The 24,759-nt window shown below is 51.8% G+C and carries 19 protein-coding genes; 9 read left to right on the plus strand and 10 right to left on the minus strand.

The window, feature by feature from the left end; all coding sequences use genetic code 11:
• Positions 1-27: 27 nt before the first annotated feature.
• The 5 genes from ACJJI3_RS15640 to pilG all read right to left on the minus strand — a co-directional run bounded on the left by ACJJI3_RS15640 (position 28) and on the right by pilG (position 10,287).
• Positions 28-6,270 (minus strand): hybrid sensor histidine kinase/response regulator, encoded by a 6,243-nt coding sequence (locus ACJJI3_RS15640; RefSeq protein ID WP_444942565.1) that lies wholly within the window; start codon positions 6,268-6,270, stop codon positions 28-30.
• 163 nt (positions 6,271-6,433) lie between these two features.
• Positions 6,434-8,575 carry a methyl-accepting chemotaxis protein gene (locus tag ACJJI3_RS15645; RefSeq protein WP_444940223.1) on the minus strand — a complete coding sequence of 714 codons (2,142 nt, stop codon included), beginning with the start codon at positions 8,573-8,575 and terminating at the stop codon, positions 6,434-6,436.
• Between the two features lie 160 nt (positions 8,576-8,735).
• The gene (locus ACJJI3_RS15650; RefSeq protein WP_444940224.1) at positions 8,736-9,275 is read right to left on the minus strand and encodes a chemotaxis protein CheW; all 540 of its coding nucleotides are present in this window, start codon (positions 9,273-9,275) and stop codon (positions 8,736-8,738) included.
• A 16-nt stretch (positions 9,276-9,291) separates the two neighbouring features.
• Positions 9,292-9,654, minus strand: coding sequence for a twitching motility response regulator PilH (gene pilH, locus ACJJI3_RS15655; RefSeq protein ID WP_108731421.1), 363 nt, complete (start codon positions 9,652-9,654; stop codon positions 9,292-9,294).
• A gap of 237 nt (positions 9,655-9,891) precedes the next feature.
• The gene (gene pilG / locus ACJJI3_RS15660) at positions 9,892-10,287 is read right to left on the minus strand and encodes a twitching motility response regulator PilG (protein WP_020413651.1); all 396 of its coding nucleotides are present in this window, start codon (positions 10,285-10,287) and stop codon (positions 9,892-9,894) included.
• Between the two features lie 350 nt (positions 10,288-10,637).
• Between pilG and gshB the strand changes: the two genes are divergently transcribed.
• The 9 genes from gshB (at position 10,638) to ACJJI3_RS15705 (ending at position 19,254) form a co-directional block, all read left to right on the plus strand.
• Positions 10,638-11,594, plus strand: coding sequence for a glutathione synthase (gshB, locus tag ACJJI3_RS15665; RefSeq protein WP_444942566.1), 957 nt, complete (start codon positions 10,638-10,640; stop codon positions 11,592-11,594).
• A 92-nt stretch (positions 11,595-11,686) separates the two neighbouring features.
• Complete coding sequence (locus ACJJI3_RS15670) at positions 11,687-12,598, plus strand: energy transducer TonB (protein ID WP_444940225.1); 912 nt, start codon at positions 11,687-11,689, stop codon at positions 12,596-12,598.
• A 34-nt stretch (positions 12,599-12,632) separates the two neighbouring features.
• Positions 12,633-13,217, plus strand: coding sequence for a YqgE/AlgH family protein (locus tag ACJJI3_RS15675; RefSeq protein WP_444940226.1), 585 nt, complete (start codon positions 12,633-12,635; stop codon positions 13,215-13,217).
• A gap of 20 nt (positions 13,218-13,237) precedes the next feature.
• Positions 13,238-13,660 (plus strand): Holliday junction resolvase RuvX, encoded by a 423-nt coding sequence (gene ruvX / locus ACJJI3_RS15680; RefSeq protein WP_444940227.1) that lies wholly within the window; start codon positions 13,238-13,240, stop codon positions 13,658-13,660.
• Positions 13,661-13,737: 77 nt separating this feature from the next.
• A complete protein-coding gene (gene hemC, locus ACJJI3_RS15685; protein WP_444940228.1) occupies positions 13,738-14,655 on the plus strand; it encodes a hydroxymethylbilane synthase in 918 nt (305 codons plus the stop codon).
• Between the two features lies 1 nt (position 14,656).
• Positions 14,657-15,439 carry a uroporphyrinogen-III synthase gene (locus ACJJI3_RS15690; RefSeq protein WP_444940229.1) on the plus strand — a complete coding sequence of 261 codons (783 nt, stop codon included), beginning with the start codon at positions 14,657-14,659 and terminating at the stop codon, positions 15,437-15,439.
• A 120-nt stretch (positions 15,440-15,559) separates the two neighbouring features.
• The gene (locus ACJJI3_RS15695) at positions 15,560-16,891 is read left to right on the plus strand and encodes a uroporphyrinogen-III C-methyltransferase (protein WP_444940230.1); all 1,332 of its coding nucleotides are present in this window, start codon (positions 15,560-15,562) and stop codon (positions 16,889-16,891) included.
• A complete protein-coding gene (locus tag ACJJI3_RS15700; RefSeq protein WP_444940231.1) occupies positions 16,888-18,138 on the plus strand; it encodes a heme biosynthesis HemY N-terminal domain-containing protein in 1,251 nt (416 codons plus the stop codon). Before ACJJI3_RS15695 ends, ACJJI3_RS15700 begins: the two co-directional genes overlap by 4 nt.
• Before the next feature lie 87 nt (positions 18,139-18,225).
• Positions 18,226-19,254 carry an alpha/beta fold hydrolase gene (locus tag ACJJI3_RS15705; RefSeq protein ID WP_444940232.1) on the plus strand — a complete coding sequence of 343 codons (1,029 nt, stop codon included), beginning with the start codon at positions 18,226-18,228 and terminating at the stop codon, positions 19,252-19,254.
• A gap of 197 nt (positions 19,255-19,451) precedes the next feature.
• On the opposite strand, the gene ACJJI3_RS15710 is transcribed toward ACJJI3_RS15705, so the two are convergent.
• The 5 genes from ACJJI3_RS15710 to rho all read right to left on the minus strand — a co-directional run bounded on the left by ACJJI3_RS15710 (position 19,452) and on the right by rho (position 24,596).
• The gene (locus ACJJI3_RS15710) at positions 19,452-19,781 is read right to left on the minus strand and encodes a hypothetical protein (protein ID WP_413664065.1); all 330 of its coding nucleotides are present in this window, start codon (positions 19,779-19,781) and stop codon (positions 19,452-19,454) included.
• 307 nt (positions 19,782-20,088) lie between these two features.
• A complete protein-coding gene (locus ACJJI3_RS15715) occupies positions 20,089-20,592 on the minus strand; it encodes a hypothetical protein (protein ID WP_444940233.1) in 504 nt (167 codons plus the stop codon).
• A gap of 576 nt (positions 20,593-21,168) precedes the next feature.
• Positions 21,169-22,635: a 4-hydroxy-3-polyprenylbenzoate decarboxylase gene (gene ubiD, locus ACJJI3_RS15720; protein WP_444940234.1), complete on the minus strand. Its 1,467-nt coding sequence runs from the start codon at positions 22,633-22,635 to the stop codon at positions 21,169-21,171.
• 156 nt (positions 22,636-22,791) lie between these two features.
• A complete protein-coding gene (gene rbp / locus ACJJI3_RS15725) occupies positions 22,792-23,061 on the minus strand; it encodes an RNA-binding regulator (RefSeq protein WP_020413665.1) in 270 nt (89 codons plus the stop codon).
• A 275-nt stretch (positions 23,062-23,336) separates the two neighbouring features.
• Positions 23,337-24,596 (minus strand): transcription termination factor Rho, encoded by a 1,260-nt coding sequence (gene rho, locus ACJJI3_RS15730; protein WP_108731406.1) that lies wholly within the window; start codon positions 24,594-24,596, stop codon positions 23,337-23,339.
• Between the last annotated feature and the right edge of the window lie 163 nt (positions 24,597-24,759).

Here is a 24,759-nt window from a genome sequence, read left to right on the forward strand (position 1 = left end):
TCTATATTATTCCTGATATTTGCCGTCTCAGCTTCCGACAGCTTCGGCATCCGCGTACTCACGAATAGCCGCCAGCAGTACATCTTCCTGGTAAGGCTTACCCAGGTAGTGGTTAACTCCCAGGGACATAGCGTGATCGCGGTGCTTATTACCGGTACGCGAAGTAATCATTACGATAGGAATATCGCGCAGGCGGCTACTGGAGCGAATATGGCGGGCAACCTCGAAGCCATCCATACGCGGCATCTCAATATCCAGCAAGATCAGATCCGGGATCTTATCCTGCAGCTGGATAACCGCATCCTGACCATCCTTTGCAGTGCTAACCAGATAGCCCTCTCGCTCCAGGAAGCGCGTAGTTACCTTGCGCACTGTAACCGAGTCGTCCACAACCATAACGGTCTGCTGGCGCGCCTCCTGCTCGGACTGCACTTCAGGCTCTTCCTGAATTTGAAGCTGCGGCACTTCCGGCCTTGCCAACTGAGTGGCCTGGCGACGCAGCAGGGCGTGTGCGTCGAGAATCACCACGACGCTACCATCACCAGTTACTGTTGCACCTGATACCCCTTGAACCCCGGAGAACTGCGGGCCGAGGCTTTTCACTACAATCTCGCGACTGCCCTTAATGGCATCCACCTGTAACGCCATAGCGTGCCCTTCAGAGCGCACCAGCAGCACGGGCAGTTGCATATCATCGACACTGAGTTTGGGTTGAGCACCAGACTTCAGCAGAGTACCGAAATAACTAACCTGATAGAGTTCTCCGGCGTATTCGAAGCGCGCCTCATCCGAGCGATAGTAGTGCTCAAGCTCAAATGGGCTGAGGCGTACAATACCTTCGATGGTATTCAGCGGCAGTGCAAACAGGTCATCGCCAATTCGCACCATCAAAGCGCGGTTAACCGAAACTGTGAACGGCAGACGAACGACAAATTCTGTTCCTGCGCCTGCCTCTGAGTTGATATGGACGCTGCCACCGATCTGCTTCAGCTCGGCGGATACAACGTCCATGCCCACACCCCGGCCAGAGATCTGGGTAACTTTTTCTGCAGTGGTAAAACCGGCCTGCAGAATGAACTGAAGAATCTCATTATTCGAGAGCTCAGCATCCGGCCTCATCAGGCCATTTTCCACCGCCTTTTCACGCACCCGGATCAAATTGACACCGGCACCATCATCGCGGATGGTGAGGACAACTTCACTGCCCTCCCTTTTCAGCGCTACATCGATACGCCCACGCTCAGACTTGCCGGCAGCCAAACGCTCCTCTGGCATTTCAATGCCGTGGTCCACAGCGTTGCGCAGCATATGCTCCAGTGGCGCAACCATACGCTCCAACATGGACCGGTCCAGCTCGCCTTCAACGTTGGAGAATCCCAACTCGACCTGCTTGCCCAGCTCAGCACTTACTTGGCGCACGATGCGACGCAGGCGCGGTACCAGACGGGAGAAAGGTACCATGCGGCTGCGCATCAGACCTTCCTGCAATTCGGTATTTACTCGGGACTGCTGGAGCAACAGGGTCTCTGTATCCCGCGCCTTGTTATTCAGAGTGGAGCGCAGTTCCATCAAGTCAGATGTGGACTCCAGCAGGGAACGGGATAACTGCTGAATAGACGAGTAACGGTCCATTTCCAGCGGATCGAAGTCGCCGTCCTGTTCTGCCAACTGCTCCTGGCGGAACAGGATCTGAGCCTCGGTCTCGCGGTCCAGGCGGCGCAGCTGTTCGTTGAGACGCACCAGCGTCACATCCATCTCGTCCAGGGCGAGACCGAACTCACTCATCTGCTCTTCAAGACGACCACGGGAAATTGCAGTCTCACCGGCGAGGTTTACCAACTCCTCCAGAAGTTCAGCAGCTACACGCACCATCTCCTGGGGCTGGTTCCGGGTCGGTGCCGCTACCTCCTGCTCTGCATTACCGGCCTTGCGGATAAACGGCAAAACGTTATCGCTTTCCTGACCTACAGCGATCTCGGGCAGCTGCGTAGCAACTACATCAGCATCCGGCTGAGTACTCTCGGCCGCAATGACTTCATCACCTTGTTCCGCATCCGCTACGAGAACAGTTTCTTGAGGTTGTTCGTCTGAAACTTCAGATTCAATCACTGCTTCTGCAGCTGCCGAGTTAGCCGGCTTCTGATCCGCCCAATCGGTGCTGACCAGCTGTACAAAAGCATCAAGCTGTTCACCAGCCATCCAGGCGCGAACTGTCTCTACTCCATCGGCGAGACGATCGTGGATACCATGGGCATTGGCGAAGAAATCTGCGGAGGGCCGATCGTTGTCGCGCATGCCTTCGATCACCGTTTCAAAACGGTGAGCTACTTCACCCAACCCCATTAGGCCAGCCATACGTGCACCACCTTTAAAGGTGTGCAATACACGCTTCAGGGCCTCACCTTGCTCGCGACCTTCCGGCTCCTCTTCCCAACTCTGGATCAGTTCCTCCAGCTCATCGGTAAGATCTCCCGCCTCCTCCATAAAGACATCGACAACATCCGGGTCAATGTCTGCCAGCAACTTCTGTAAATCGACTGATTGAGCGGAATCCTGTGATGACACCTCGCTACCCGGTTGCTCGATAACCAGGTCGCCAGCAGGTTCAACTTCCGGTATATAGAAGGGTTCTTCAAATTGAGAAACATCCTCAACGGCGGCCTCAACTTCTATGGCCTGCAATTGAGGAATTTCCGAATCCTCAGCCTCACCACCGAGAGATTCCCCATCGTGCGACACCTGTAATACAGGTGGCTCAATCCACTCATCAGGGGAGGCATCTGAAACCAGAAGCTCGGTTACTTCCGTGGGCTCCGGCGCCTGCTCTTCAGGCTCGGCAATAGCCAGTGCTTCGCTATCGATTCCCAGTTCATTGAGGTCGTAGTCATCTTCAGCTGAAGAGCTAGTTTCCTCACCCTGAGCCAGGTAGCGAAGCGCCTCTTCCACAGCTTCACTGACTTCAGGGAGGTCTTGTGCTGCTGCTACTGCATCGATTAAATCAAGTAGCTCGTTGTGTCCCTGCTCAAGAGAGGCCCATAGCGCTGGCTCCTGCTCAAGATCACCAGCAAGGACTTTGCGATAAACATTCAGCAACAGCTCAGCGAGCTCAGCCAGGATCGGCAACTGCGCCCGGCTGGCCGCCTCCTGCAGAACATTGAGTTCGTCAGCGACCAATACAACACGACTTTTATCTGCCGGGTCGGCGCGCCACTCAGTCAGCATTTGGTCTGCATCAAGCAGCACCCGCATGCCATCAGCCATCAAGACTTCGAGAAGCTGGGGATCGACCGCGCGAGGTTCATTCGCCTCGCGCTCGCGAATCAAGTGACCTACAGAGCGCTCCTGCAATTCAGCAACGCGAGCAAGAAACTGTTCCGATTTCTCTATTGCGAGAGGCTCTGAAGAGCGAATCTGTTCCAGCACTTCACGCACATAGGTGGCGCTATCATTGATCAGATCAAAAATATCTGCATCGATAGGCACCTGATAAATACGCAGCTCTTTAGCGAAGCGCTCCAGTGGCGCCATAATTTCGGCAACCACTTTGACTTCCGCCATATGTGCGGAACCTTTAAGTGTGTGGAGTGCCCGGTGCATTGGATCGCTGGGAACACCATACAAAGGCGCGGCAGCCTGCATATCCTGCAAATACTCATCTACGACATTGAGGTGCGTCTCTGCCTCCTGGGCAAAAATTTCCCAGAGTTGAGCCAGGTCTTCTCCGGTGTCCTCAACAACGTCAACTGCCGCGACACCGCCTGCACCTTGGGCTTCCAGATCAGCGGGCATCTCTCCCGCACTCAGCTGCTCAGCCCAAGCTTGTAACTGCAGGGTAAGCTGCTGATCGGGGTCGCTCTGTCCGTGTTTAAACGCCTCAATCATTGAGGGGAACTTCTGATACACCTGCTCAATCAGGTATACATGGGCAGGCCCGGGTTTCACGCTGCCATCGATAACCCGGTTGAGCATATTCTCCACAGACCAGGCCAGTTCACCAATATCCAGGGCCTCGACCATACGGCCCGACCCCTTCAGGGTATGGAAGCCCCGACGAAACTCTACCAGGGCATCCTGATTGGCAAAATTGGCAGCCCACTCCGGGAAGTAACAACTGATATGCGCAAGAACTTCCCCGGCTTCTTCCAGGAAGATCTCGATAATTTCATCGTCAATCAGGCTCTCAGTGTCATCACCGAGTTCCTCCGTCGTATCCGCGACCTCTGCAACTGCAGCAACCGGCTCAACCTCAGCAGACTCTACCATCGGTGCAGCTTCAATGAAGTCAGCAATCTCAGCAGGCGCTTCCTCAGCTTCAGGAGCCTCTATCCCAGTTTCAACTTCAAGTACCGGAGCAGCTTCAACCTGAGGAGCCCCATCAGAGAACCAAGACTCCTCCGGAACAGACTCTCCATCGATTTCCAGCTCGGACTCCACAACAGAATCTGCTTGATCGACAGGCAGCTGCAAAGTTATGGCAGATGACTCTTCCGCATTTATTTCAGCTTGAGAGTCCAGAGATTCGTCAGAAACCGCAGTGGCTTCGTCATCGGGGATTAAATCGTAATCAATAAGATCTGGCAGTTCGGGTTCTGATATCGGGGGCGCTTCCAGACTGGCGTCGGCCTCACTCTCGTCGACGATCTTCAGCGAAACGCCCAAAGCCTCTACGCTATCTTCAGCCAGTGCCAAAAGCATTTCTGCATCAGCCAGACCTTCCGCACGACGCTCCAGGTAGTATTCAACACTGGTAATGGCATCTGCCAGAGTATCCAGCATTGTCCATTCGGGCTGTTCTCCAGCCTCAATCAGGGAGCTGCCAATATAGCGGTTGCAAGCGGAGATGATTTCACCCGCTCGCTGGTAACCCACCATTTCGAGACCACCACAGACTTCCTGTAAACGCTGTGGCACACGACTCAGGTAACTGATATCCCAATGGCTGGCCACATACTCCATGACCGCTTCTTTTACCGCTTCCAGACCGAGTCTGGCCTCGCGTAATACAGAGTCAGTGGCGTCGCCCATAATGGGCTGCTCATCGTCGACTTTTTTATTGCGATCGACGGTGGCGGCAAGCGCTGAATCGAGCTGAACCAATTCCCCGGCGGCACGCATCAAGTACTCTTCAACGTCAGTACCACGGGAGGCGTCGCGAAGGTCTTCGTAGACACTGCGAGCGCGAACCCGCTGCGCTTCCAATCCCAAAATACCGAGTGTATCCGCGAGGCGCTTGGCCACAGCGGCAGTGTCAGACAGCGAGGGTTGTTCTGTATCGGTTGTACTGGGCTCCAGTGCTTCACGCACCAACTGCAGTTCATCGCGCACTGCAGCAATTGCACTGCCCAGGGCTTCTGGCCCCATCGCCAATACGTCTTCAGTATCCGGGCGAGGCGTACCGGGAACCGCCTTATCTAGTGCGAAGCGCTGGTAGAGTTTCTCGCAGTGAGGCCCATTCGGACCTGCGAGGTAGACATAAAAAAGTAGGTTGCGCAGAAAGTCCTGATCCAGGCGCGCATCCAATACCTTTGCGCCACGCCCCTGCAACAACCTGAATTCAATATCCACCTTGCGCAGTAAATGGCGCAGTGCGGGCTGCACATTAATACGGTGTTCGCCGAGCGCCTCCAAAATACCAAACAGTACTTCCCACAGGGATTGGCGACAGCTGCCACTGTAGAGCAGCTGCATTTTTTCAATAATCTTGGTGAGGTAAGCCAGGCTTTCGCCGCTGTTTACATCGCGGATCAGACCTGCAGCCGCAACGTGATACATCTTGCGCAACTTGGTGACCAGGTCATTTAGGCGGGCGCTATCGGCGATGAGGGGCTGGCGCTTTCCAATCACCGTTGCCAATGAAGACAATTCTGGCGAGAAAAGTGCTCCTTCACTGATCAATCGCTCGCGGCGCACTGCGCGCAAGTCATTCATCAGGGGAAGTAAGAGAACGGCATTGTCACGACGCTGAAAAGAAACCTTTTCGAGATAAAGGGGCAACTCCAGCAATGCACGCATCAAAAATTCGCGCGTCTCGTCGGTATTTTCAACCGCACCAGTAGCCAGGGCCTGGATAAGTTGCTCCATCTCTTCTGCTAACATCGCGGCACCACTGAGCTGTGCCATATGCAAGCTACCGTGCACCTGGTGCACTAGCGACAAGCTGTTTTGCAGAAGAGAGGCACCCGCATCGGGTTCTACAGCGAACGTCTCAAGAAATTGGCGCGCTTGTGCCAAAGTCTCGTTAATTTCACCGATCAGCCAATCCAAGGCCATGAAGTTCGGATTGTCGTGACTCACGCCAAGTCCCCAATAATTTATTCAGTACTCAAGCGCTACAGTTTTCTGCGAGAAAAACTCGCGGATTTATCGGAAGCAATTCCGTGCGCCCCTTTTGCGCCCGGCCAACTTTCATAATGGCCGGGCATTATTGTGTGGGTTAGGCCAGGGCCCGGTCTTCGCGGGACTCCAATGAATGAGTATCTTCACCTTCAATAGCGAAAGTATCTGTATCCATTTCCGGCAATTCCACGTCATACAGCTCGCTGTTGCTTTCAACACTTTCCTCTTGCGGAAGTTTGAAGCCGGCAACGGATTCGCGCAGTGCACTCGCGGTCTGCGCCAGGTTACCAATGGACTGGGCGGTAGCTTGGGTACCCGCAGAGGTCTGCGAGGTAATTTCCTGAATCACGTTCATCGTGTTGGAAATGTGGCCTGCAGACGAAGCCTGCTGACGTGCAGCGTTAGAAATGTTCTGAATCAACGATGCCAGGTTGTTGGATACATTTTCAATTTCTTCCAGTGCAACACCCGCATCCTGGGCCAGACGAGCTCCACGTACCACCTCACTGGTGGTTTGTTCCATGGAGATTACCGCCTCGTTGGTATCGGACTGAATCGCTTTTACCAGGCCTTCGATCTGCTTGGTTGCAGCTGCAGAGCGCTCCGCAAGTCGCTGTACCTCATCCGCAACCACCGCGAAGCCTCGACCGGCATCACCGGCCATGCTCGCCTGGATCGCGGCATTCAATGCAAGAATGTTGGTCTGGTCGGCAATGTCGTTAATCAAACTTACGATATCGCCAATTTCCTGGGAGGATTCACCCAGGCGCTTAATTCGCTTGGAAGTATCCTGAATCTGCTCGCGGATGTTATCCATGCCTTTGATGGTGTTCTGTACCACCTTGGCGCCATTACTTGCGATATGTACTGAGCGCTCGGCTACCTGGGCAGATTCAGAGGCGTTCGCAGATACCTGGTCAATGGTGACCGCCATTTCGTTAACCGCGGCGGAAGCTCCGGCAATTTCCTGCGCCTGGTGCTCAGAGGCCTCGGCGAGGTGCAGGGCAGTCTGCTGGGTTTCCTGGGACAAGCCAGATACTTCCTGTGCAGCACCATTAATCCGCGATACCAGCACACGCAGCTGGTCAATAGTAAAGTTAATGGAGTCGGCAATCGCACCAGTAAAGGCTTCGGTTACCGTTGCAGAGGTGGTCAAGTCACCGTCGGCGAGGTCGGCCAGCTCGTCCAGCAGCTGCATAATCGCGTGCTGGTTACGCTCGTTGGTATCTTCCTCTTTTTTCAGGTTTCGGCGGGTACCGGAGAAGGCCATCGCCATCATACCGAAGATCAACAAAACGAAGACCAAAGCCAGTGCAGCAATGGTCAAGTTGTTGGGCTGGCGATCATCTGAAAGGTTTACGATTCGGTCATTCAGCGTACTCAATGCTTCGATCAGCTGGGGAGATGACGCGATAATGCCGTCAGAGGCCTGGCGAGTAGCAAACAGGGCCGGAGTTGCTTCAAAGATATCCCGCACGGAGGTGCTTACGAAGCCGAACAGCTCAGTAATTTCATCCAATGAGTGGCGAGCCTCTTCATCGGTAATACGGGAAATCCCCATCACCACATCGCCGCTCTTCATACCGTCAACCACCTTACCGAAAAGGCTGGCGTCGGTATTAAACTGGTCAGCGGCGGCTTCGGCATCATCGCCACCTTGGAGCATTTTATCGATATTTCGACCAATACGCTCCGCACGCCAAACCTGTAACTGGGCCTGTTCCACCTGATTTGCCGGGGCGTTGTTAGCCAACAGAATTTCTACAATATTGTTGTGCTCCGCCTGTAATTCGGGAAGCGAGTCACTCAGCGTTGAAGCGATATCGTTAAGAAATACGATGGTTTCCTGGTTGCCGATAATCGTGTCGACCTGCTCGCGCAAGCTGCGCCAAACCTGATCATAAGCAGATAGCTGAGCACCCAGAGCGCGGCGACTGCTGTCATCCATTCGCTGGAGCTGGTTCCAGGCATTAGCCATTTCTTCTGTAACATTTTCCAGCTCAGTAAAGGCCTCGCTATCACCTGCGGTTGCCGCCGGTGCATAGGAAACTACCTGATAGGAAAGGGCCCGCAACTCGGCGACTTGCTGCAGGTACTGTTTATCCTGCTCGTCTCGAGTCTGAACTAAGTACATACTGACAATAAGCCCCGCCAGCGTGGCGAGTACCAGTAGACCTAATACCAGCGCGGCAGGGTTACTGCGCAGCGCGGAAAAGGAACTCTGGGAGCCTGGTTTCATAATTTACTCCTAGCGGGCCATTGCATTAGGCCGGTTTAATACCACTTTAGTTTTAACGCTTTAATGACAAGACCCCTCAGTCAGTGCCGCACATCCCTGCACTAATTGCGGGCCACCCGGTTGACCAATTACGGCAACCGAAAACAAAGAACCGGACTGTTCAGCGTAAAGCTGCATCCATAAAACGCACATCCTTGATCAGTGCCCGCATATCGAGAACGAGCCAACGATGCTGCTGTAAAACAAACTGGCCGTGCACCATTGGCGCAAATGGTTCACTCAAATCTGTCGGTGCCTCACGGGCATACTCAAACGCCAAGTGCTGCATCCCAAACAATTTATCCACGATAAGTCCCACGTAGGTCTTATCCCTCTCGAGCACCAAAACACGACGTTGCTGGCGCGGACCTGAGAGGTAGCCGCCATAAAAAGCTGCGAGATCAATAAGGGGAAGCAGGCGGCCACGAACATTAGAGACGCCTTTTACCCAGGGCTGAACGCCGGGAATAAAGGTGTGCTGTGGCACTTCGAGCAATTCCACAACGTCATCCATGGAGGCGACAAAGTGGTTATCCAGAAGGGAGAAACCGATACCGGTCCAGTAGGGTTTGATTTCCCGGCGGCCAGGCAGGCCAGTGGCCTGCGCTTTGGCGCGCCGTGCAATATCAACCAGAGCTAAATAAGGTGTTTGTGACTGCACTTTTCGCAGCTGGCTATTAGGCCAACACCTCCCCGATTGCATCCAGCAATTTGCTCTCATCGACAGGTTTGGTCAGGTAAGCCCTGGCTCCCTGGCGCATACCCCAGACACGGTCTGTATCCTGATCTTTAGTAGTTACCATAATGATCGGAATTTCACCGGTATTGCTGTCTTTGCTCAATTGGCGGGTGGCCTGGAAACCGTTGAGACCCGGCATCACAATATCCATCAGGATCAGATCGGGGCGTTCAGCGCGGGCTACTTCAACTCCGCTTTCACCGTTGGGAGCGGTGATTACTGCGTGGCCATTTTTTTCAAGAATGGTTGTCAGCTTGTGTGTTTCTGTAGGAGAGTCATCAACTATTAGTACTCTTGCCATTATTTCCCCCATGACATCTTTTCGGCAACAACTACTGCGCTCGGCGGTTTTTGTTGTGATTATCCTCGCTAGCATGTGCCGAGATGCACTATGACTACCGATAGTGTGGGTACAAAAATCAACCAATCTGTAACAACCGGAAAATCTGTACTCTAATTAAATTTTGGTACCGAGCTTGTGGGCACAATGCCCACAATGGAGTCCGTTATCTATATTTTCTTTTTCTGTAGGCCACTTTTATGCGGCATGGTGCGGCTTGGCATGAGCGGAAATAGCACCCAGCAGCTCGCTCTTACTAAAAGGTTTGGTCAGATATTGATCGCAACCAACAACACGCCCTTTTGCCTTATCGAACAAACCGTCCTTACTCGACAACATTACAACAGGGGTGGAGCGGAATTCGCTGTTATTTTTTATTAACGCACATGTTTGATAGCCATCAAGGCGCGGCATCATAATATCGACAAAAATGACATCCGGACGGGAGTCCGCGATTTTTGCTAACGCATCAAAACCGTCTGTCGCGGTGACCACGGTACAGCCCGCCTTTTGCAGCAACGTCTCCGCAGTGCGGCGAATTGTCTTACTGTCGTCGATCACCATGACAGTCAGACTTTCCCAGTTAAGCTCCATAGTCTTTTTTGAATCCCCTGTTTACTTATTTTCGGGCACGCGAAAACTTTAGTTGCGCCCTTTTTTCAAACCGCTTGCGGGGTCCGGGCGCCTAGCCTGGCGAAGGTCGCACGCTGAGACGAACTTTTATCACAGAACCCCAGGCGAATCTAGCTGAGTCGACACACTGCAGGCGACGCAGTTCAAATTATCACCACTTATACATTCATTGGAGGTATTGCGTTAAGAAGGTTGCACCTTCGCAAAGCTGCTCTTACCTTATCTATCCAACAACGCTGGTAGCGGCCACAAATTTGGGAGCAAAACCAGTGATAACTGGGATAGAAATACCCAACGATTTGGAAACCCGTATGAATTATTCCCTCGGTGTGGTGATGGACCCCATCGCCCAGATCAATTTTAAAAAAGATACGACGCTTGCACTGTTACAAGCCGCACAAGATTGTGGTTTCCAGCTGTTTTATTTCGAGCAGAGCCATCTTTACCTTGAGAATGGGCGCGCAACTGGGCGCGGCTGCCCTATGCAGGTTTTTGATGATGAGAATCGTTGGTTTTCTCTGGATGAGTCTAGAGAAATGCCACTCGGCGACCTGGATGTAATCCTGATGCGCGTCGACCCTCCCTTTGATAATGAATATGTTTATTCCACTTATATTCTCGAAGCGGCAGAGCGCGAAGGTGCGACGGTAGTCAATAAACCCCAGGCTCTACGCGACTGCAATGAGAAAATTTTTGCAACAAGTTTCCCCCAGTGTTGTCCACCGGTTCTAGTTAGTCGCGACATGGCCAAGCTGCGGGAATTTCACCGAACTCACCAAGATGTCATTTATAAACCTCTGGATGGCATGGGTGGCGCAGGAATCTTCCACTGCAAACCAGATGGCGCCAACTTGGGAGCAATTCTGGAAATGCTTACCGACCACGGCCGCCAGCAGATTATGGCGCAGCGTTACATCCCCGAAATCAAAGACGGTGACAAGCGTATCCTGGTCGTTAACGGTGAAGCGATTCCCTATTGCTTGGCGCGAATTCCGGAAGCAGGCGAGACTCGCGGCAATCTTGCAGCCGGCGGGCGCGGAGAAGCACGCCCCCTGACCGATAGAGATCGTTGGATCGTTGAGCAAGTCGCTCCCACTTTGAAAGAAAAAGGTCTGTTATTTGTCGGGCTGGACGTTATTGGTGACTACCTAACAGAAATTAACGTTACCAGTCCCACTTGTGTACGGGAAATTGATGCCGCCTACAATACGGACATAGGCGCACGACTAATGAGCGGCATCACACACCTGCTGGCACAAAAAAGGTAAACTGGGCGTTTGATAACTCTCAGGGCGGTTTACCACTGAGAACAAGGCTGTGTGAAACGCACGCCCGAATAAGTAGTAGTTGATAATAGATAATGAATTCCTCTGCCAACGCGACACAGTTTCATGCAATGCAGCGTGAACGCTTTGTGTTCTCATTATTTCTAGCCGCCGCGTTACATGCGCTAATTGTTTTCGGAGTGGCTTTTGCTGCTCCGAAAGGTGCACAGGCGCCACCGACACTTGAAGTCACACTTTCTTTGCAAAATTCCGCTCAGGCCCCAGAGGATGCTGACTACTTGGCACAGCACAACCAATTAGCCAGTGGTACCGCAGACTCTCGGAAAGAGTTATCCACTAAGCGCCGTGCCGAGTTTGCCGATACGCAAATTCATCGCGTGACGCCTTTGCCACAACAACAATCTGCGCGGCCAGCAGAACAACGCCGCCTGTTAATTACCACAGTTGGTGAGAGCCCGATTCAGGCTCCTGAACTTTCGGCAGAAGATAAGTTATCCGAGGAAAAGCGCGGCGACGCACCCAATGACCTGCCATTGAGCAACCCTAAAATAGCTAGCCTAGAGGCGCGTCTCGATAAAATTCGCCAAACTATTGCCGAGCGCCCCCGAGTACGCAGATTGACATCTGTAGCTACCAGAGCCTCAGCCGATGCCGCTTATTTACATGAATGGCGCCAGAAGATAGAAGCTGTTGGCAGTGATAACTTTCCCGAAGAGGCCTTGGAAAAACAAATTAGTGGCGAGTTACGCATGATGGTGCGGTTGCTTCCCACCGGAGCCGTCGAGAAGGTTGTTATTCTTCAATCCTCCGGGGAGCGCATTCTCGATGATGCGGCCCAACAAATTGTGCGTCTGGCTGCTCCCTTCGCTCCCTTCCCAGTAGAGATCAAAAACGAGGTTGATCGACTGGAAATTATCCGTACCTGGCAATTCGAAAGAACCGGGGGACTTACTACTTCTGCGGGGGATCTGCCCAGCCGAGGCTAAAATGGGCTTTCAACTGGCGGTTTATTACTGATCTATGCCTAATTCGAATATCGATAGCGACCTGACTCACGGAAACCTGCGCGGCCAGTTCCTTCTGGCCATGCCCGGTATGGAGGACCCGCGCTTCAAACACGCTATCGCACTGATTGTTGAGCACAATAGCGACGGTGCCATGGGCATAGTGATCAATATGCCCAGTAAAGTGCACTGGCACGAGGTATTCGAGCAGCTGTCTCTGGAGGATCTCAGCTTGCGCGGTGACGAACCAGTTCTACTGGGCGGTCCCATGTCACCAGAGCAGGGATTTGTACTGCACGGCACCGGCATGCACTTCGACTCTACCACCGAAATCAATTCAGATATCAGCCTGACTGCCTCCAAGGACATCCTCGAATCCCTCGCCGCAGGGCGCGGCCCTGACGATGTACTACTCGCCCTCGGCTACGCGGGCTGGGGGCCCGGTCAGTTGGAGCAGGAGCTGACAGAAAACGCCTGGCTGACACTGCCGGCAGAGCCCGAGACACTATTCGCCACACCGGTCGAAAAGCGCTGGCAAAGCGCCGCCGCCCGCCACGGCATCAACCTTTCCGGCCTCGGCTCCCAAGCTGGCCACGCCTAACAGAAAAATTACTGACCTCTATGAATAAACCCGTCACAGCGCTAGCTTTTGACTTTGGAACCCGCTCTATTGGCGTAGCTTACGGCCAGAGCCTTACCGGTGGAGCACGGGAGCTGGCCCCACTGCCCGCCAAAGATGGCAAGCCCAATTGGGACTCCGTCGAAGGCCTGATCAATGAGTGGCAGCCCCACCTTTTACTGGTTGGCCTCCCCCTAAATATGGATGGCAGCGAAAGTGAATTTGGCGTGCGTGCGCGCAAATTCAGCCAGCGCCTGCACGGTCGCTATGGCCTACCGGTCGAGCTCATTGACGAGCGTTTAAGCACCCGAGCCGCCAAAGAAGAGGCCAACGAACGCGGGCATCGTGGCAACTACGCACAAGACCCAGTGGACTCAATAGCCGCACGGATAATTCTCGAAGACTGGCTGCGCACCAGGGGCTAGCCCCTCGGCTACAGAGAACCTCACGGCATTGCGACTCTGTTAGAATGGCCGCTTCAACCAATAAGTGATTGAGCCGCATGTCTATAGATCGTATTCGCATTGCCACCCGACAGAGTGCTTTGGCTCTGTGGCAAGCCAACTATGTCAAAGACCGCCTGCAGCAGGCGCACCCCGAACTTCTTATCGAGTTACTTCCCCTAACCAGCCGGGGTGACCAGGTTTTGGACATCCCACTAACCAAAGTGGGTGGCAAAGGCTTGTTCGTTAAAGAACTGGAAGTGGCGATGCTCGAGGGCCGTGCGGACATCGCAGTTCACTCGATGAAAGATGTCCCCATGGAATTCCCCGAAGGACTTCACCTGCCGATTATTTGCGAGCGTGAAGACCCCCGCGATGCCTTTGTCAGTAATATTTATGACAGCCTTGATGACCTGCCCGAGGGAGCAGTAGTCGGCACTTCCAGCCTGCGCCGACAATGCCAATTACTTGCCCGTCGCCCGGACCTCAAAGTCACCTTTTTACGGGGCAATGTGAATACTCGACTGGCCAAACTGGATGCCGGCGATTACGACGCTATCATCCTCGCTGCGGCCGGACTGCTGCGACTTGAAATGCCGGAACGTATCCGCAGCTTCCTGGCAACAGACATCCTGCTCCCCGCTGGTGGACAGGGCGCAGTGGGTATCGAGTCGCGCCGCGATAGCGAACTGGAAGCCTTGATCCAACCGCTTCACTGTCCGGAAACCGCAGCTCGACTCAGTGCGGAGCGCGCCCTAGTTAAGCGCCTCAACGGCGGCTGCCAAGTGCCTATCGGTTGCTACGCCGAGCTGGATGGTGACACCCTGTGGTTGCGCGGACTCGTTGGCAGTCCCGATGGCAAAACCATGATATATGCCGATAGTCGCGGCCCTGCCGCTGAGGGAGAGCGACTGGGTACTGAGCTCGCGGAACAGTTACTGGCCGATGGTGCCGATAAAATCCTCGCCGCTATCTGATATGAGCGATCTCACCTCCGACCTGCTGCAGAGTAAACGTATTCTCAGTACGCGGCCAACGCAGCAGGCTGATAACTGGTGTGCGCTACTGCGCGGCCTGGGGGCCGAGGTAGATAACATCCCCATGCTCGGCATAGAGCCAATTGAGGATCAAGCTGCCATACAGGCCTTAAAAAACTCAATCCTCGATTTCGATCAAACGGATGTCGCGATCTTTGTTTCCCAGAACGCCGTGCGCTACGGCGTAGACTGGCTTGAAGACTATTGGCCACAACTACCCCAAGGACCTCGCTTTTTGGCGATCGGCGCGGCAACCGCAAGCGCCCTGGAGAAGCGCGGTATACCCAGCGAGCAAAGCGGCAATACGATGAACTCCGAGGAATTGCTGCGCCTACCCTGGTTACAGCAGTTGGACGGGAAAAGAGTTCTTATTTTTCGCGGCTCCGGTGGCCGCCCTCTTATCGGCGACACCTTGAGTAATAGGGGGGCGCGAGTAACTTATTGCGAACTCTATCGAAGAGTGCTGCCACCGGAGGCTGCAACCTCCCTGGCTGAGTATAAATTCCAACCCGATATTATCAGTGTGCACAGCGGTGAAACACTCGATAACCTGGTTACCTGTATCCGCCAGATAAACCGAAATACACTCTTTGAAACCGCTCTTATCTGCCCGAGTATACGAGTTGCCACTCGGGCAAATGAGCTTGGTTTTGCCCATTGCTATAGCGCGCTAAATGCCGGCGATAACGCTATGCTGGAAACACTGCGTAAAGCCCTCGGCTGATTTGCAATCGAATTCTCGATCGCTTTGCGCTAAAAATCTTAAAACGGCGTTTAGCCCGCTATTAAGGCTCGCGCCACTCGTTATAATCTGACGACATTTTCCACCTGCGCCGCCATACCCATGACCGATAAAAAAGATCAAAATGTAGCCGCGACCAATGAGCCCCCGGAAAACACAAAGCCCGTAAAAGGCAAAAGTAATTTCGCCAAAGCCTCAGAGGGAAAAGCCTCTACGGGTAAAGCCAGCGGCGGTGCTGCGGCCAGTAGATCCAATGGGCTGTGGTGGTGGTTACTGTTCATCATCATTTTGATTGCTGTGGCCTCACTGGCCTGGTTTAACTCTCCGCAGCTGCGCGAACACCTTGGCGCTTACCTCAACTATCTACCCGGAAAAACGGCAGCCCCGAAGAGCACCACCACTATTACCCCTGCAACGGAAGTGCCGGCTGCCGCTGAAAACACCACCCAAGCGCCGACCTCCAATATCACTTCGGAAGCCCCTGCTGCCACCCCTGCCCCAACTGAACCCCAAACCCCCGATTATTCCGGGGAGTTCAATCAGCTGGAGCAAGCCGATGCCAATTTGCGCAATCTACTGGAGCGACAAAATCGCACTATCGCCCAACTGCAACAGCAACTGGCTTCCATGCAACGCAGTGTCACCGCACAGGGAAACCGTTTGGGTCAGCTGGGAAATGTAAGCCGCGACGATTGGCAATTGGCTGAGGCAGATTACCTGTTGCGTCTAGCCAACCAACGCCTGCTTCTCGAAGACGATAGTCGCGCTGCGCTGGGGCTTGTCGAGCGCGTGGACGAGATATTGCGCGATGTGGACTTACCGGATCTGTACGGGGTACGCCAACAACTTGCCCGCGATATCACCTCACTGAAACTGGTCCAAAACATCGATCGCCAGGGTTTATACCTCCGTCTCAGCGCCTTGGAAGAACAGCTAATCCGCACAAATATTCAACCGCGATTCGATATGGCTTCGGCAGAACAACAACCCAGTGAAGAGCAGCCCAGCGTTGAGGAGAGTGCCCCCCTGTGGAAGCGGGAGTGGCACAACTTCACCCGCTTTATGCGCGAATCGGTACGCCCCATTGATGGAGATATCAACCCGGTAATGCTGTCCCCACAGAGTGAAGCTCGCTTTCGCCAGACTCTGCGCCTATATATGGAGCAGGCCCAACTGGCATTGCTTCGCGGCGATACCACGGTTTACAGGGACGCTCTGGATAGTGCGCGGTCGCTACTACTCAGTTATGGCACTGCCAGTCCGCAGCGCGATGCGCTGGCCCAACAACTGACGGAACTTAGCAAACAGCGTATCCAGGTCGAAATGCCTGACCTCAGCGCCTCCCAGCTTGCCCTGCGCAATTATATTGAGCGCTTACACAAAACATCCGGCACCGCCACACCAACTGCCTCGCAACAGGAGGAGAACCAGTGAAAAAACTGTTCTTCACCGCTCTGGTACTACTGCTGCTCGGCGCTTTTCTACCGGAGGCTATTAACAATTATCCCGGCTACCTGGTAATCGGTATTGGCGGTGAGCTGAATAAAGGCTACGAGATGAACCTCTGGTTCGCAATGTTCTCGCTGGCAGCAGCTCTAATTATCCTGTTCTTTGCCATTTGGCTGGCTCGCAGTATCTTTCGCGGATTCCGAGGTAGTGTCGACCGGCTGAGATTTGGTCGCCAGCGTGTAGCGCGCCGACGCCTGACCAGCGGCTTGGTGGAATTTATGGAGGGCAACTGGTCCCGGGCGCGCCGTCAGCTGCTGAAGAGCGCCCCTCGATCTGAAGCCCCGCTGATCAATTATTTGGCGGCAGCGCGCAGCGCCTTTGAGCTAGGCTTTCGTGAGGAGGCCAATGAATTACTCGCCAAAGCGGAGGCCTGTGGTGAAGATACCCGCCTGGCTGTAGCCCTAAGCCAAGCTCGTATGCAGCTCCTTGATAAACATTACGAGCAGTGTATTGCCAGCCTAGAGCGCGCCAAGCAGCTCGAGCCGAAACATCCTGCCCTGTTACAACTTCTCAAGCAGGCTTATTACCTTCTGGGCGACTGGAGCCGTCTTCGCGCACTACTGCCCGAATTGGAGAAACATGCGAACATGCCCGAAGCTGAGCTGCACCAGCTTGAACTCGAGGTGTATCAACATCAGCTGACCGAAGCTGCTAATCGCAAAGATATCGATAAATTACACGATACCTGGCAAAGCCTGAGTGGCCGCTGGCAACGCAACGAAGCCCTGCGCAGTCTCTACGCACAGCAACTGCATCGGATTGGTGAAGACACAGAGGCAGAGAAGCATTTGCGCTGGCTACTCAATCGAGCTTGGGACCCCAAGCTTGCCGAACTCTACGGCTTCCTGGTGGGGGCCGCCCCTGCGGCACAAATATCAGCAGCTGAAGGTTGGCTGAAAGAGTATGGGGAGAGTGCCGCACTGCTAACCTGTCTCGGACGCCTCTCAATGCGCAATGAACTTTGGGGCAAAGCGCAGCAGTATTTCGAGAAAAGCCTGTTGTTGCGCCAGGATCCCGCTACCTCCGCTGAACTGGCTCGCCTATTTCAATCCCTTGGGGAAAAAGACAAAGCAGCAAAACTCTATGAGGAAGGTTTGCTACAAGCAGTCAAGGACTTGCCCCAGTTGCCTATGCCCAGCCAGGGCACTCCCCTACTAGGCGCACACGCCTGAGTCATCCCCCTGAAAGGCCGACGGGCCTTTCAGCCACTCCCCAATTGCGCCTATAGTGAACTCCCGTTTACCAATAAGGACATGGCTGTGACCCTCTTTGTGCGCTACATAGTTGCCTTACTTTTTACCGCCAGTGTGTTTTTTACCGGCCATGCATCTGCTGAATATTCAGTAACACCTCAAGATAAAGCCTTAACTGATTACGAATATCCCTATCCAGTTCATCACTTTCATTTCGAACAACAGGGGCAACCACTGGCAATGGCCTTTATGGATGTACCGCCTACAGAGGGTAGAGATGCAAGAGGCACGGTACTCCTGTTACACGGTAAGAATTTTTCGGCGGCTTATTGGAAGGAGACTATCTCCCAACTCAGTCAGCTAGGGTACCGGGTTATAGCACCGGACCAGATCGGTTTCGGAAAATCCAGTAAACCGCTTACCCAATATACTTTTCAGGGGCTTAGCAACAATACCAAAGTTTTATTGGATAAATTGAAAATAAGAGAAGTTATGGTAGTTGGGCACTCTATGGGAGGTATGCTGGCTACCCGGTTTACCCTGATGTACCCGGAGCAAGTCAAAAAGTTAGCACTTGTAAACCCTATAGGCCTTGAAGACTGGAAGCGATGGGTTCCCTATGAACCTTTGGACCAAGCCATTGCTCGCGAGAAAAAGCAAACGCCAGAATCTATCAAACGCTACATGAGTAAAGCCTACTTTTCTGAGCAGTGGCGCGAAGAATATAACCCGCTACTGGATATTCAAGCTGGCTGGACCCTGGGACCCGATGCGGCTCATATGGCAACCGTGGATGCCCTAACCTCCGAAATGGTATTCACTCAACCGGTACTTTATGAGTTTGCCAATATCAAGGTGCCCACCCTACTGATTATAGGTACCCGAGATCGAACAGCTATTGGCCGCGCCCGCGCGCCTGAAGCTGTACAAGAAAAATTAGGCCGGTACGATCAATTAGGAAAGCGTACAGCAGCAGAAATCCCCAAAGCCGAATTAGTTGAGATGGAGGGGGTTGGACATTTACCCCAGTTCGAAGCCTTTCCAACTTATATTGATGTTTTAAGTAAATTTCTTGCGGCTCCTATTGGAAAGTAGGACCTACAGCCTGCCCAGTAGAAACCCTATCTAGGAAACACATCATTGGCACAGAGACTGATGTGTAGAGCGTCCATTTTTCAGAAAGTTATAGCTTGTACGCAAGGAAACTATTAGTAATCAATGATAGTGCAAATGGCGTTTTAACATTCAATAAGTCGCCGCTTGCAGATTTTCTACGAGAATTTATTTCGTTTTTAAACAGCCCAGGGCAATCCCACAAAGAGTAGCATGGCAAAATAAGTAATTACCCCTTGTAAAAGGGCGATTAGAATAGCCTTTAAAAAACCCGTACCAAGTACCAGCATATAGGCAATAGCAGCCAGGGGAATTGTCATTAAAATCCCAGCGCTATCCGTCACACCCGGCAACATGCCGCCAACAATTCTTTGAATAATTAGGGCCAACAGCAAAGCGAAAAGACAATAAAAAACACCCGTATTTTTCGCCCCCAACATGGCAGCTGCCAACTTCAGAGGCAGAACAAGAACTGCCACCATAATAATTACAAAAATAATTAATTCCATTTGTTACCTCTCCATTTAATTTTAGTTATTTACTCACTTCCAACTTCTACCGTTTCCCAACCCCAGGAATTAGATATCCACTTGTTTTCAATGCAGCATGTCGCCATAAGCAAAAACACAACCCAGGCACAGCCTGCACTGTCACCCCATGCCAATAAACTGGCAGCAGCATGCAAATTCAGTCGCGAATCATACTTATATAAACCAAAACCACAATAAAGTTCACAAATAAAAAAGCTGGCGCGAATTTCGCTCCAGCTTTGAGAAATAATACATCTAAACTATCAGTTAATAACGATTTGGCAGCTTATTTACGTACCAGAGTCAAGGATGAGGGTAACTGCTCCCCGTTCTTCAAGTAAGTCTCTTCCCGTTGTAACTTGCCGTTACCTAACCAGGTAAAAGTGAGGCTATCCAGACGACTCTTACTGTCCAAAGTAAAATTAGTTACATCCTTGAAAGAGAATGCCAAAGTATCTTCAGCACTATTTTTTTGCCAGCTTAACCTGGGCTGATTACCCTGGGGGCAATAGTGCGTCACTATTAAATTGTCGTTATCCAAGTGGTAGGCCGTCAGGGAATGTTGGTGCCCGTTATAGAGCCAACTTTCCAGTACCACACTTCCTCCAGCTGTATCAGTAAAACTAATAACAAAATCGTCATTTTCCGTCCCTTCCTCTCTCCATTCTCCAGCTAGCCCTTTGATCTTCTCAAAAATTGCCTCTGCATCATTATCCTGGCTGGCAATCACAGGCTGAAATATTGCTATCCCCAAAAATAGAACTACTAGTTTTGATAAATTTCCTATCATATTCCCGTCCAACCTTAGAAAAATACACAACAAGCCCCCTCAAAATAGAAATTTCGGGAGTGGGCATTCCACAGTTGTTTTTTTATATTTTCATGAGACGAATAGCAATACGCTTCATCGCATTGGCCGAGTTAATATCCATATCTCTGTTTATCAAGAACATTAATTATATTTAATTTCCAATTCAAAAATAAATGGCGACAAATACGCTCGGATTAGCCCCCACACTTTTATTCTGGCAATGGATGTTCAAGGTATGGCTGCATACCAATTAACTACAGATATAAACTCTTCGACATTATTATTTCCAGTATTTTATTCCTGTTCACTTGGTACTAATACCAAAACACGAAAACAACTATCTCTATCAGGCGTACTAAATAAATTCTCCTCATTAAAGCATTCCTTATAGTTAATTCAGAGCCACGGTCGAACCCATACCTAGCTGCGACGCCAGCAATAAATTATATATGTAGAGAAAGAGGAAAAATAAAGAGTGACCGCTAAGCGGTCACTGTACTGAGCGCCACCAGAGGCGCTTATTCGGACAGGAGTACTGAGAATATAACGCCGTGCTTATTCGAGGCCCAATTTTGACCACATTTCATCAATCTTTTTAACCACATTCGGGTCGCGCTCAATAGGTACACCCCACTCACGACTAGTTTCACCTTCCCATTTATTAGTCGCATCAAAACCTATTTTTGAGCCTAAACCGGAGACCGGTGAAGCAAAATCCAAATAATCAATCGGAGTATTTTCTACCATCACCGTATCCCGCGCCGGGTCCATACGCGTGGTCATCGCCCAGATTACATCTTTCCAATCCCTGGCATTGACGTCTTCGTCAGCGACAATAACAAACTTGGTGTACATAAACTGACGCAGGAAGGACCAGACACCCATCATTACCCGTTTGGCGTGACCTGCATACTGCTTCTTCATGGTGACCACGGCGAGACGGTAAGAGCATCCCTCCGGCGGCAAATAGAAATCGACAATTTCAGGAAATTGCTTTTGTAAGATTGGCACAAAAACCTCGTTTAAAGCCTCGCCTAAAATCGCAGGTTCATCCGGTGGACGCCCGGTATAGGTGCTGTGGTAAATGGGATTTTTACGGTGCGTAATCTTCTCTACCGTAAATACAGGGAAGCTGTCCACTTCGTTGTAGTAACCGGTGTGGTCCCCATAGGGCCCCTCATCAGCCATATCATCGGGATAGATAAAGCCTTCCAGAACATATTCGGCACTGGCAGGCACCTGAAGATCACTGAGTAAGGCATCGGTCACTTCTGTCTTATCCCCCCGCAGCAGGCCGGCAAAGGCATACTCAGACAAAGTATCCGGCACTGGGGTAACGGCCCCCAGAATTGTGGCGGGATCGGCACCCAGGGCAACAGCTACCGGATAGGGTTCACCGGGATGCTTCTTGCACCAGTCCCGATAATCCAGCGCCCCCCCGCGATGACTGAGCCAACGCATAATCAGGCGGTTCTTTCCGATTAATTGCATCCGGTATATGCCCAGATTTTGCCGTTTCTTCTCAGGCCCTCGGGTAATTACTAAGGGCCAAGTGACCAGCGGAGCGGCATCTCCCGGCCAGCAGGTTTGGATTGGCAGCTGATGCAGATCAACCTGATCCCTCTCAAGGACTACCTGTTGGCATGCTGCACCCTTTACGACTTTTGGCCCCATATTCAGGACCTGCTTAAAGACCGGCAACTTCTCCCAGGCATCGCGGAGATTTTCCGGTGGCTGCGGCTCCTTGAGAAAAGCCAGCAGTTCTCCCACTTCACGCAGTTCGGCAACACTCTCTCTTCCCATCCCCAGGGCGACTCGCTCTGGTGTTCCGAAAAGATTGGCAAGAACTGGGGTCTCAAAGCCTACCGGGTTCTCAAACAACAATGCAGGCCCCTCAGCTCGCAATACGCGATCGGAAATTTCTGTCATTTCCAAAATGGGGTCAACAGGGTGCTTGATTCGTTTTAGTAGGCCGCGCTTTTCCAGCAACTTAATAAAGTCGCGTAGATCTTTATATTTCATGGGCTAACAAGGCGTGACTATAAACCAGAGCGCAGTGTAAAACAGAAGGCGCAGGATGGGTAACAACACACCAATTGGAATGAAGAGAGAGGCGGGAGGGAGTCGCGGCTCGCAAGCCTAGGCTGCGAGCCGCGGAAATAATAAGCTTTTTACAGCTTAGAAGCGGGGGCGACGCGGACGATCTTCGCGAGGCTTAGCTTCGTTAACGCGGATGTTACGGCCAGACAGCGGTTGGTCGTTCATCTCTTCGATAGCTTTGCGCGCTTCATCGTCGTTAGGCATTTCTACGAAACCGAAGCCTTTAGAGCGGCCAGTCTCACGGTCGGTGATAACAGTAGCCCGAGAGATCTCTCCGAATGCACCAAAAGCTTCGTGCAGGTCGTCAGAGGTTACCGCGTAGGCCAGATTTCCAATATAGATATTCACAAAAGGTTCTCACTAGGTGTGTGGGCTGTCGTGCAGTCACAAATGGATAACCAGCTCCACCAGATTAACCATTTGAGATTGGCCCTTTGCGGAGAAATAAACCCCTGGGCCAATTCAGTAAGGCGCGTTGCCTAAAATCCATATCAAGCGCCACAATGTGGAACTTTATATGCCTAATGGCTCGCCTTTTCAACAGTAATAGACGCAATTAATCGTCTTATTCTGCTCCTAATAAATAAAGAGCGCCTTTTTAGGCGCTACTTTATATACAAAAATTATTTCCGTTTCATGGATAGGAAAAATTCGTCATTTGTCTTGAAATCTTTCAATTTATCCACTAGGAATTCAGTCGATGCAACATCTTCCATATCGTGTAACAGCTTACGCAAAATCCATACCCGCTGCAGCTCGCCCTCAGGCATTAACAGCTCTTCCCGGCGAGTGCCGGATCTGCGCACATTAATGGCCGGATATACGCGTTTTTCAGCAATTTTGCGATCCAGCTGCAATTCCATATTACCGGTACCTTTAAATTCCTCGAAAATCACTTCGTCCATTTTCGAGCCGGTATCGATAAGTGCAGTAGCAATAATAGACAGACTTCCGCCTTCTTCAATATTTCGCGCGGCCCCAAAGAAGCGCTTCGGGCGCTCTAAGGCGTGAGCATCAACACCACCGGTTAATACTTTACCGGAGCTAGGAACTGTTGTGTTGTAAGCGCGAGCCAGGCGGGTGATAGAGTCGAGCAAGATAACCACATCTTTCTTGTGCTCAACCAGGCGCTTGGCTTTTTCAATTACCATTTCCGCAACTTGTACGTGACGTGCCGGCGGCTCATCAAAAGTAGAGGCAACAACTTCACCGCGCACTGAGCGCTGCATTTCTGTCACTTCCTCAGGACGCTCGTCAATCAGAAGTACGATCAAATGGCACTCTGGATTATTGCGCGTAATGGCCTGTGCCATATTTTGCAACATAATCGTTTTACCGGCCTTCGGCGGCGCAACAATCAAGCCGCGCTGGCCTTTCCCGATTGGAGCTACAAGATCAATAATACGACCAATCAGGTCTTCGGAGGAGCCGTTTCCGCACTCGAGGGTGAGGCGATCGTTGGGGAATAGAGGAGTGAGGTTTTCGAAAAGAATTTTGTTACGTGCGTTTTCCGGTTTGTCAAAATTAATTTCGTTAACTTTTAATAAGGCAAAATATCTTTCACCTTCCTTCGGTGGGCGAATCTTTCCGGAAATTGAGTCACCCGTACGTAAATTAAATCGGCGAATCTGACTTGGAGATACATATATATCATCCGGTCCCGCAAGATAAGAGGAGTCAGCAGAACGCAAAAATCCAAAACCATCTTGAAGGATTTCTAATACGCCGTCGCCATAAATATCTTCACCGCTTTTGGCGTGGCGCTTGAGGATATTGAAAATAATATCCTGTTTGCGCGAACGGGCCAGGTTTTCAAGGCCCATGCCTTTGGCTATTTCAATCAACTCTTCAATGGGTTTGGTTTTTAATTCGGAGAGATTCATACCAATTGCTTATTAATGTTTCTGTTGTCATATGGCGCGGACACGCCTGAAATTTTGAGGAGGGGTTTGATATTAGAGATTAGCTCGTTTATTTACCCGATACACCTAGGTACCTTTTCCTACCAAGACCACAGTACTCAGTAAACTTTTGCTCTCCATAATC

This window comes from Microbulbifer maximicatervae (SeqCode) (assembly GCF_052466985.1).

Coding starts and splice junctions, on each gene's coding strand:
- ubiD (WP_444940234.1), bottom strand. CDS start 22,635: ATGAAATATAAAGATCTACGCGACTTTATTAAGTTGCTGGAAAAGCGC.
- ACJJI3_RS15710 (WP_413664065.1), bottom strand. CDS start 19,781: ATGGAATTAATTATTTTTGTAATTATTATGGTGGCAGTTCTTGTTCTG.
- ACJJI3_RS15695 (WP_444940230.1), top strand. CDS start 15,560: ATGACCGATAAAAAAGATCAAAATGTAGCCGCGACCAATGAGCCCCCG.
- ACJJI3_RS15690 (WP_444940229.1), top strand. CDS start 14,657: ATGAGCGATCTCACCTCCGACCTGCTGCAGAGTAAACGTATTCTCAGT.
- ACJJI3_RS15645 (WP_444940223.1), bottom strand. CDS start 8,575: ATGAAACCAGGCTCCCAGAGTTCCTTTTCCGCGCTGCGCAGTAACCCT.
- pilG (WP_020413651.1), bottom strand. CDS start 10,287: ATGGAGCTTAACTGGGAAAGTCTGACTGTCATGGTGATCGACGACAGT.
- ACJJI3_RS15670 (WP_444940225.1), top strand. CDS start 11,687: ATGAATTCCTCTGCCAACGCGACACAGTTTCATGCAATGCAGCGTGAA.
- gshB (WP_444942566.1), top strand. CDS start 10,638: ATGAATTATTCCCTCGGTGTGGTGATGGACCCCATCGCCCAGATCAAT.
- rho (WP_108731406.1), bottom strand. CDS start 24,596: ATGAATCTCTCCGAATTAAAAACCAAACCCATTGAAGAGTTGATTGAA.
- ACJJI3_RS15640 (WP_444942565.1), bottom strand. CDS start 6,270: ATGGCCTTGGATTGGCTGATCGGTGAAATTAACGAGACTTTGGCACAA.
- ACJJI3_RS15715 (WP_444940233.1), bottom strand. CDS start 20,592: ATGATAGGAAATTTATCAAAACTAGTAGTTCTATTTTTGGGGATAGCA.
- pilH (WP_108731421.1), bottom strand. CDS start 9,654: ATGGCAAGAGTACTAATAGTTGATGACTCTCCTACAGAAACACACAAG.
- hemC (WP_444940228.1), top strand. CDS start 13,738: ATGTCTATAGATCGTATTCGCATTGCCACCCGACAGAGTGCTTTGGCT.
- ACJJI3_RS15675 (WP_444940226.1), top strand. CDS start 12,633: ATGCCTAATTCGAATATCGATAGCGACCTGACTCACGGAAACCTGCGC.
- ruvX (WP_444940227.1), top strand. CDS start 13,238: ATGAATAAACCCGTCACAGCGCTAGCTTTTGACTTTGGAACCCGCTCT.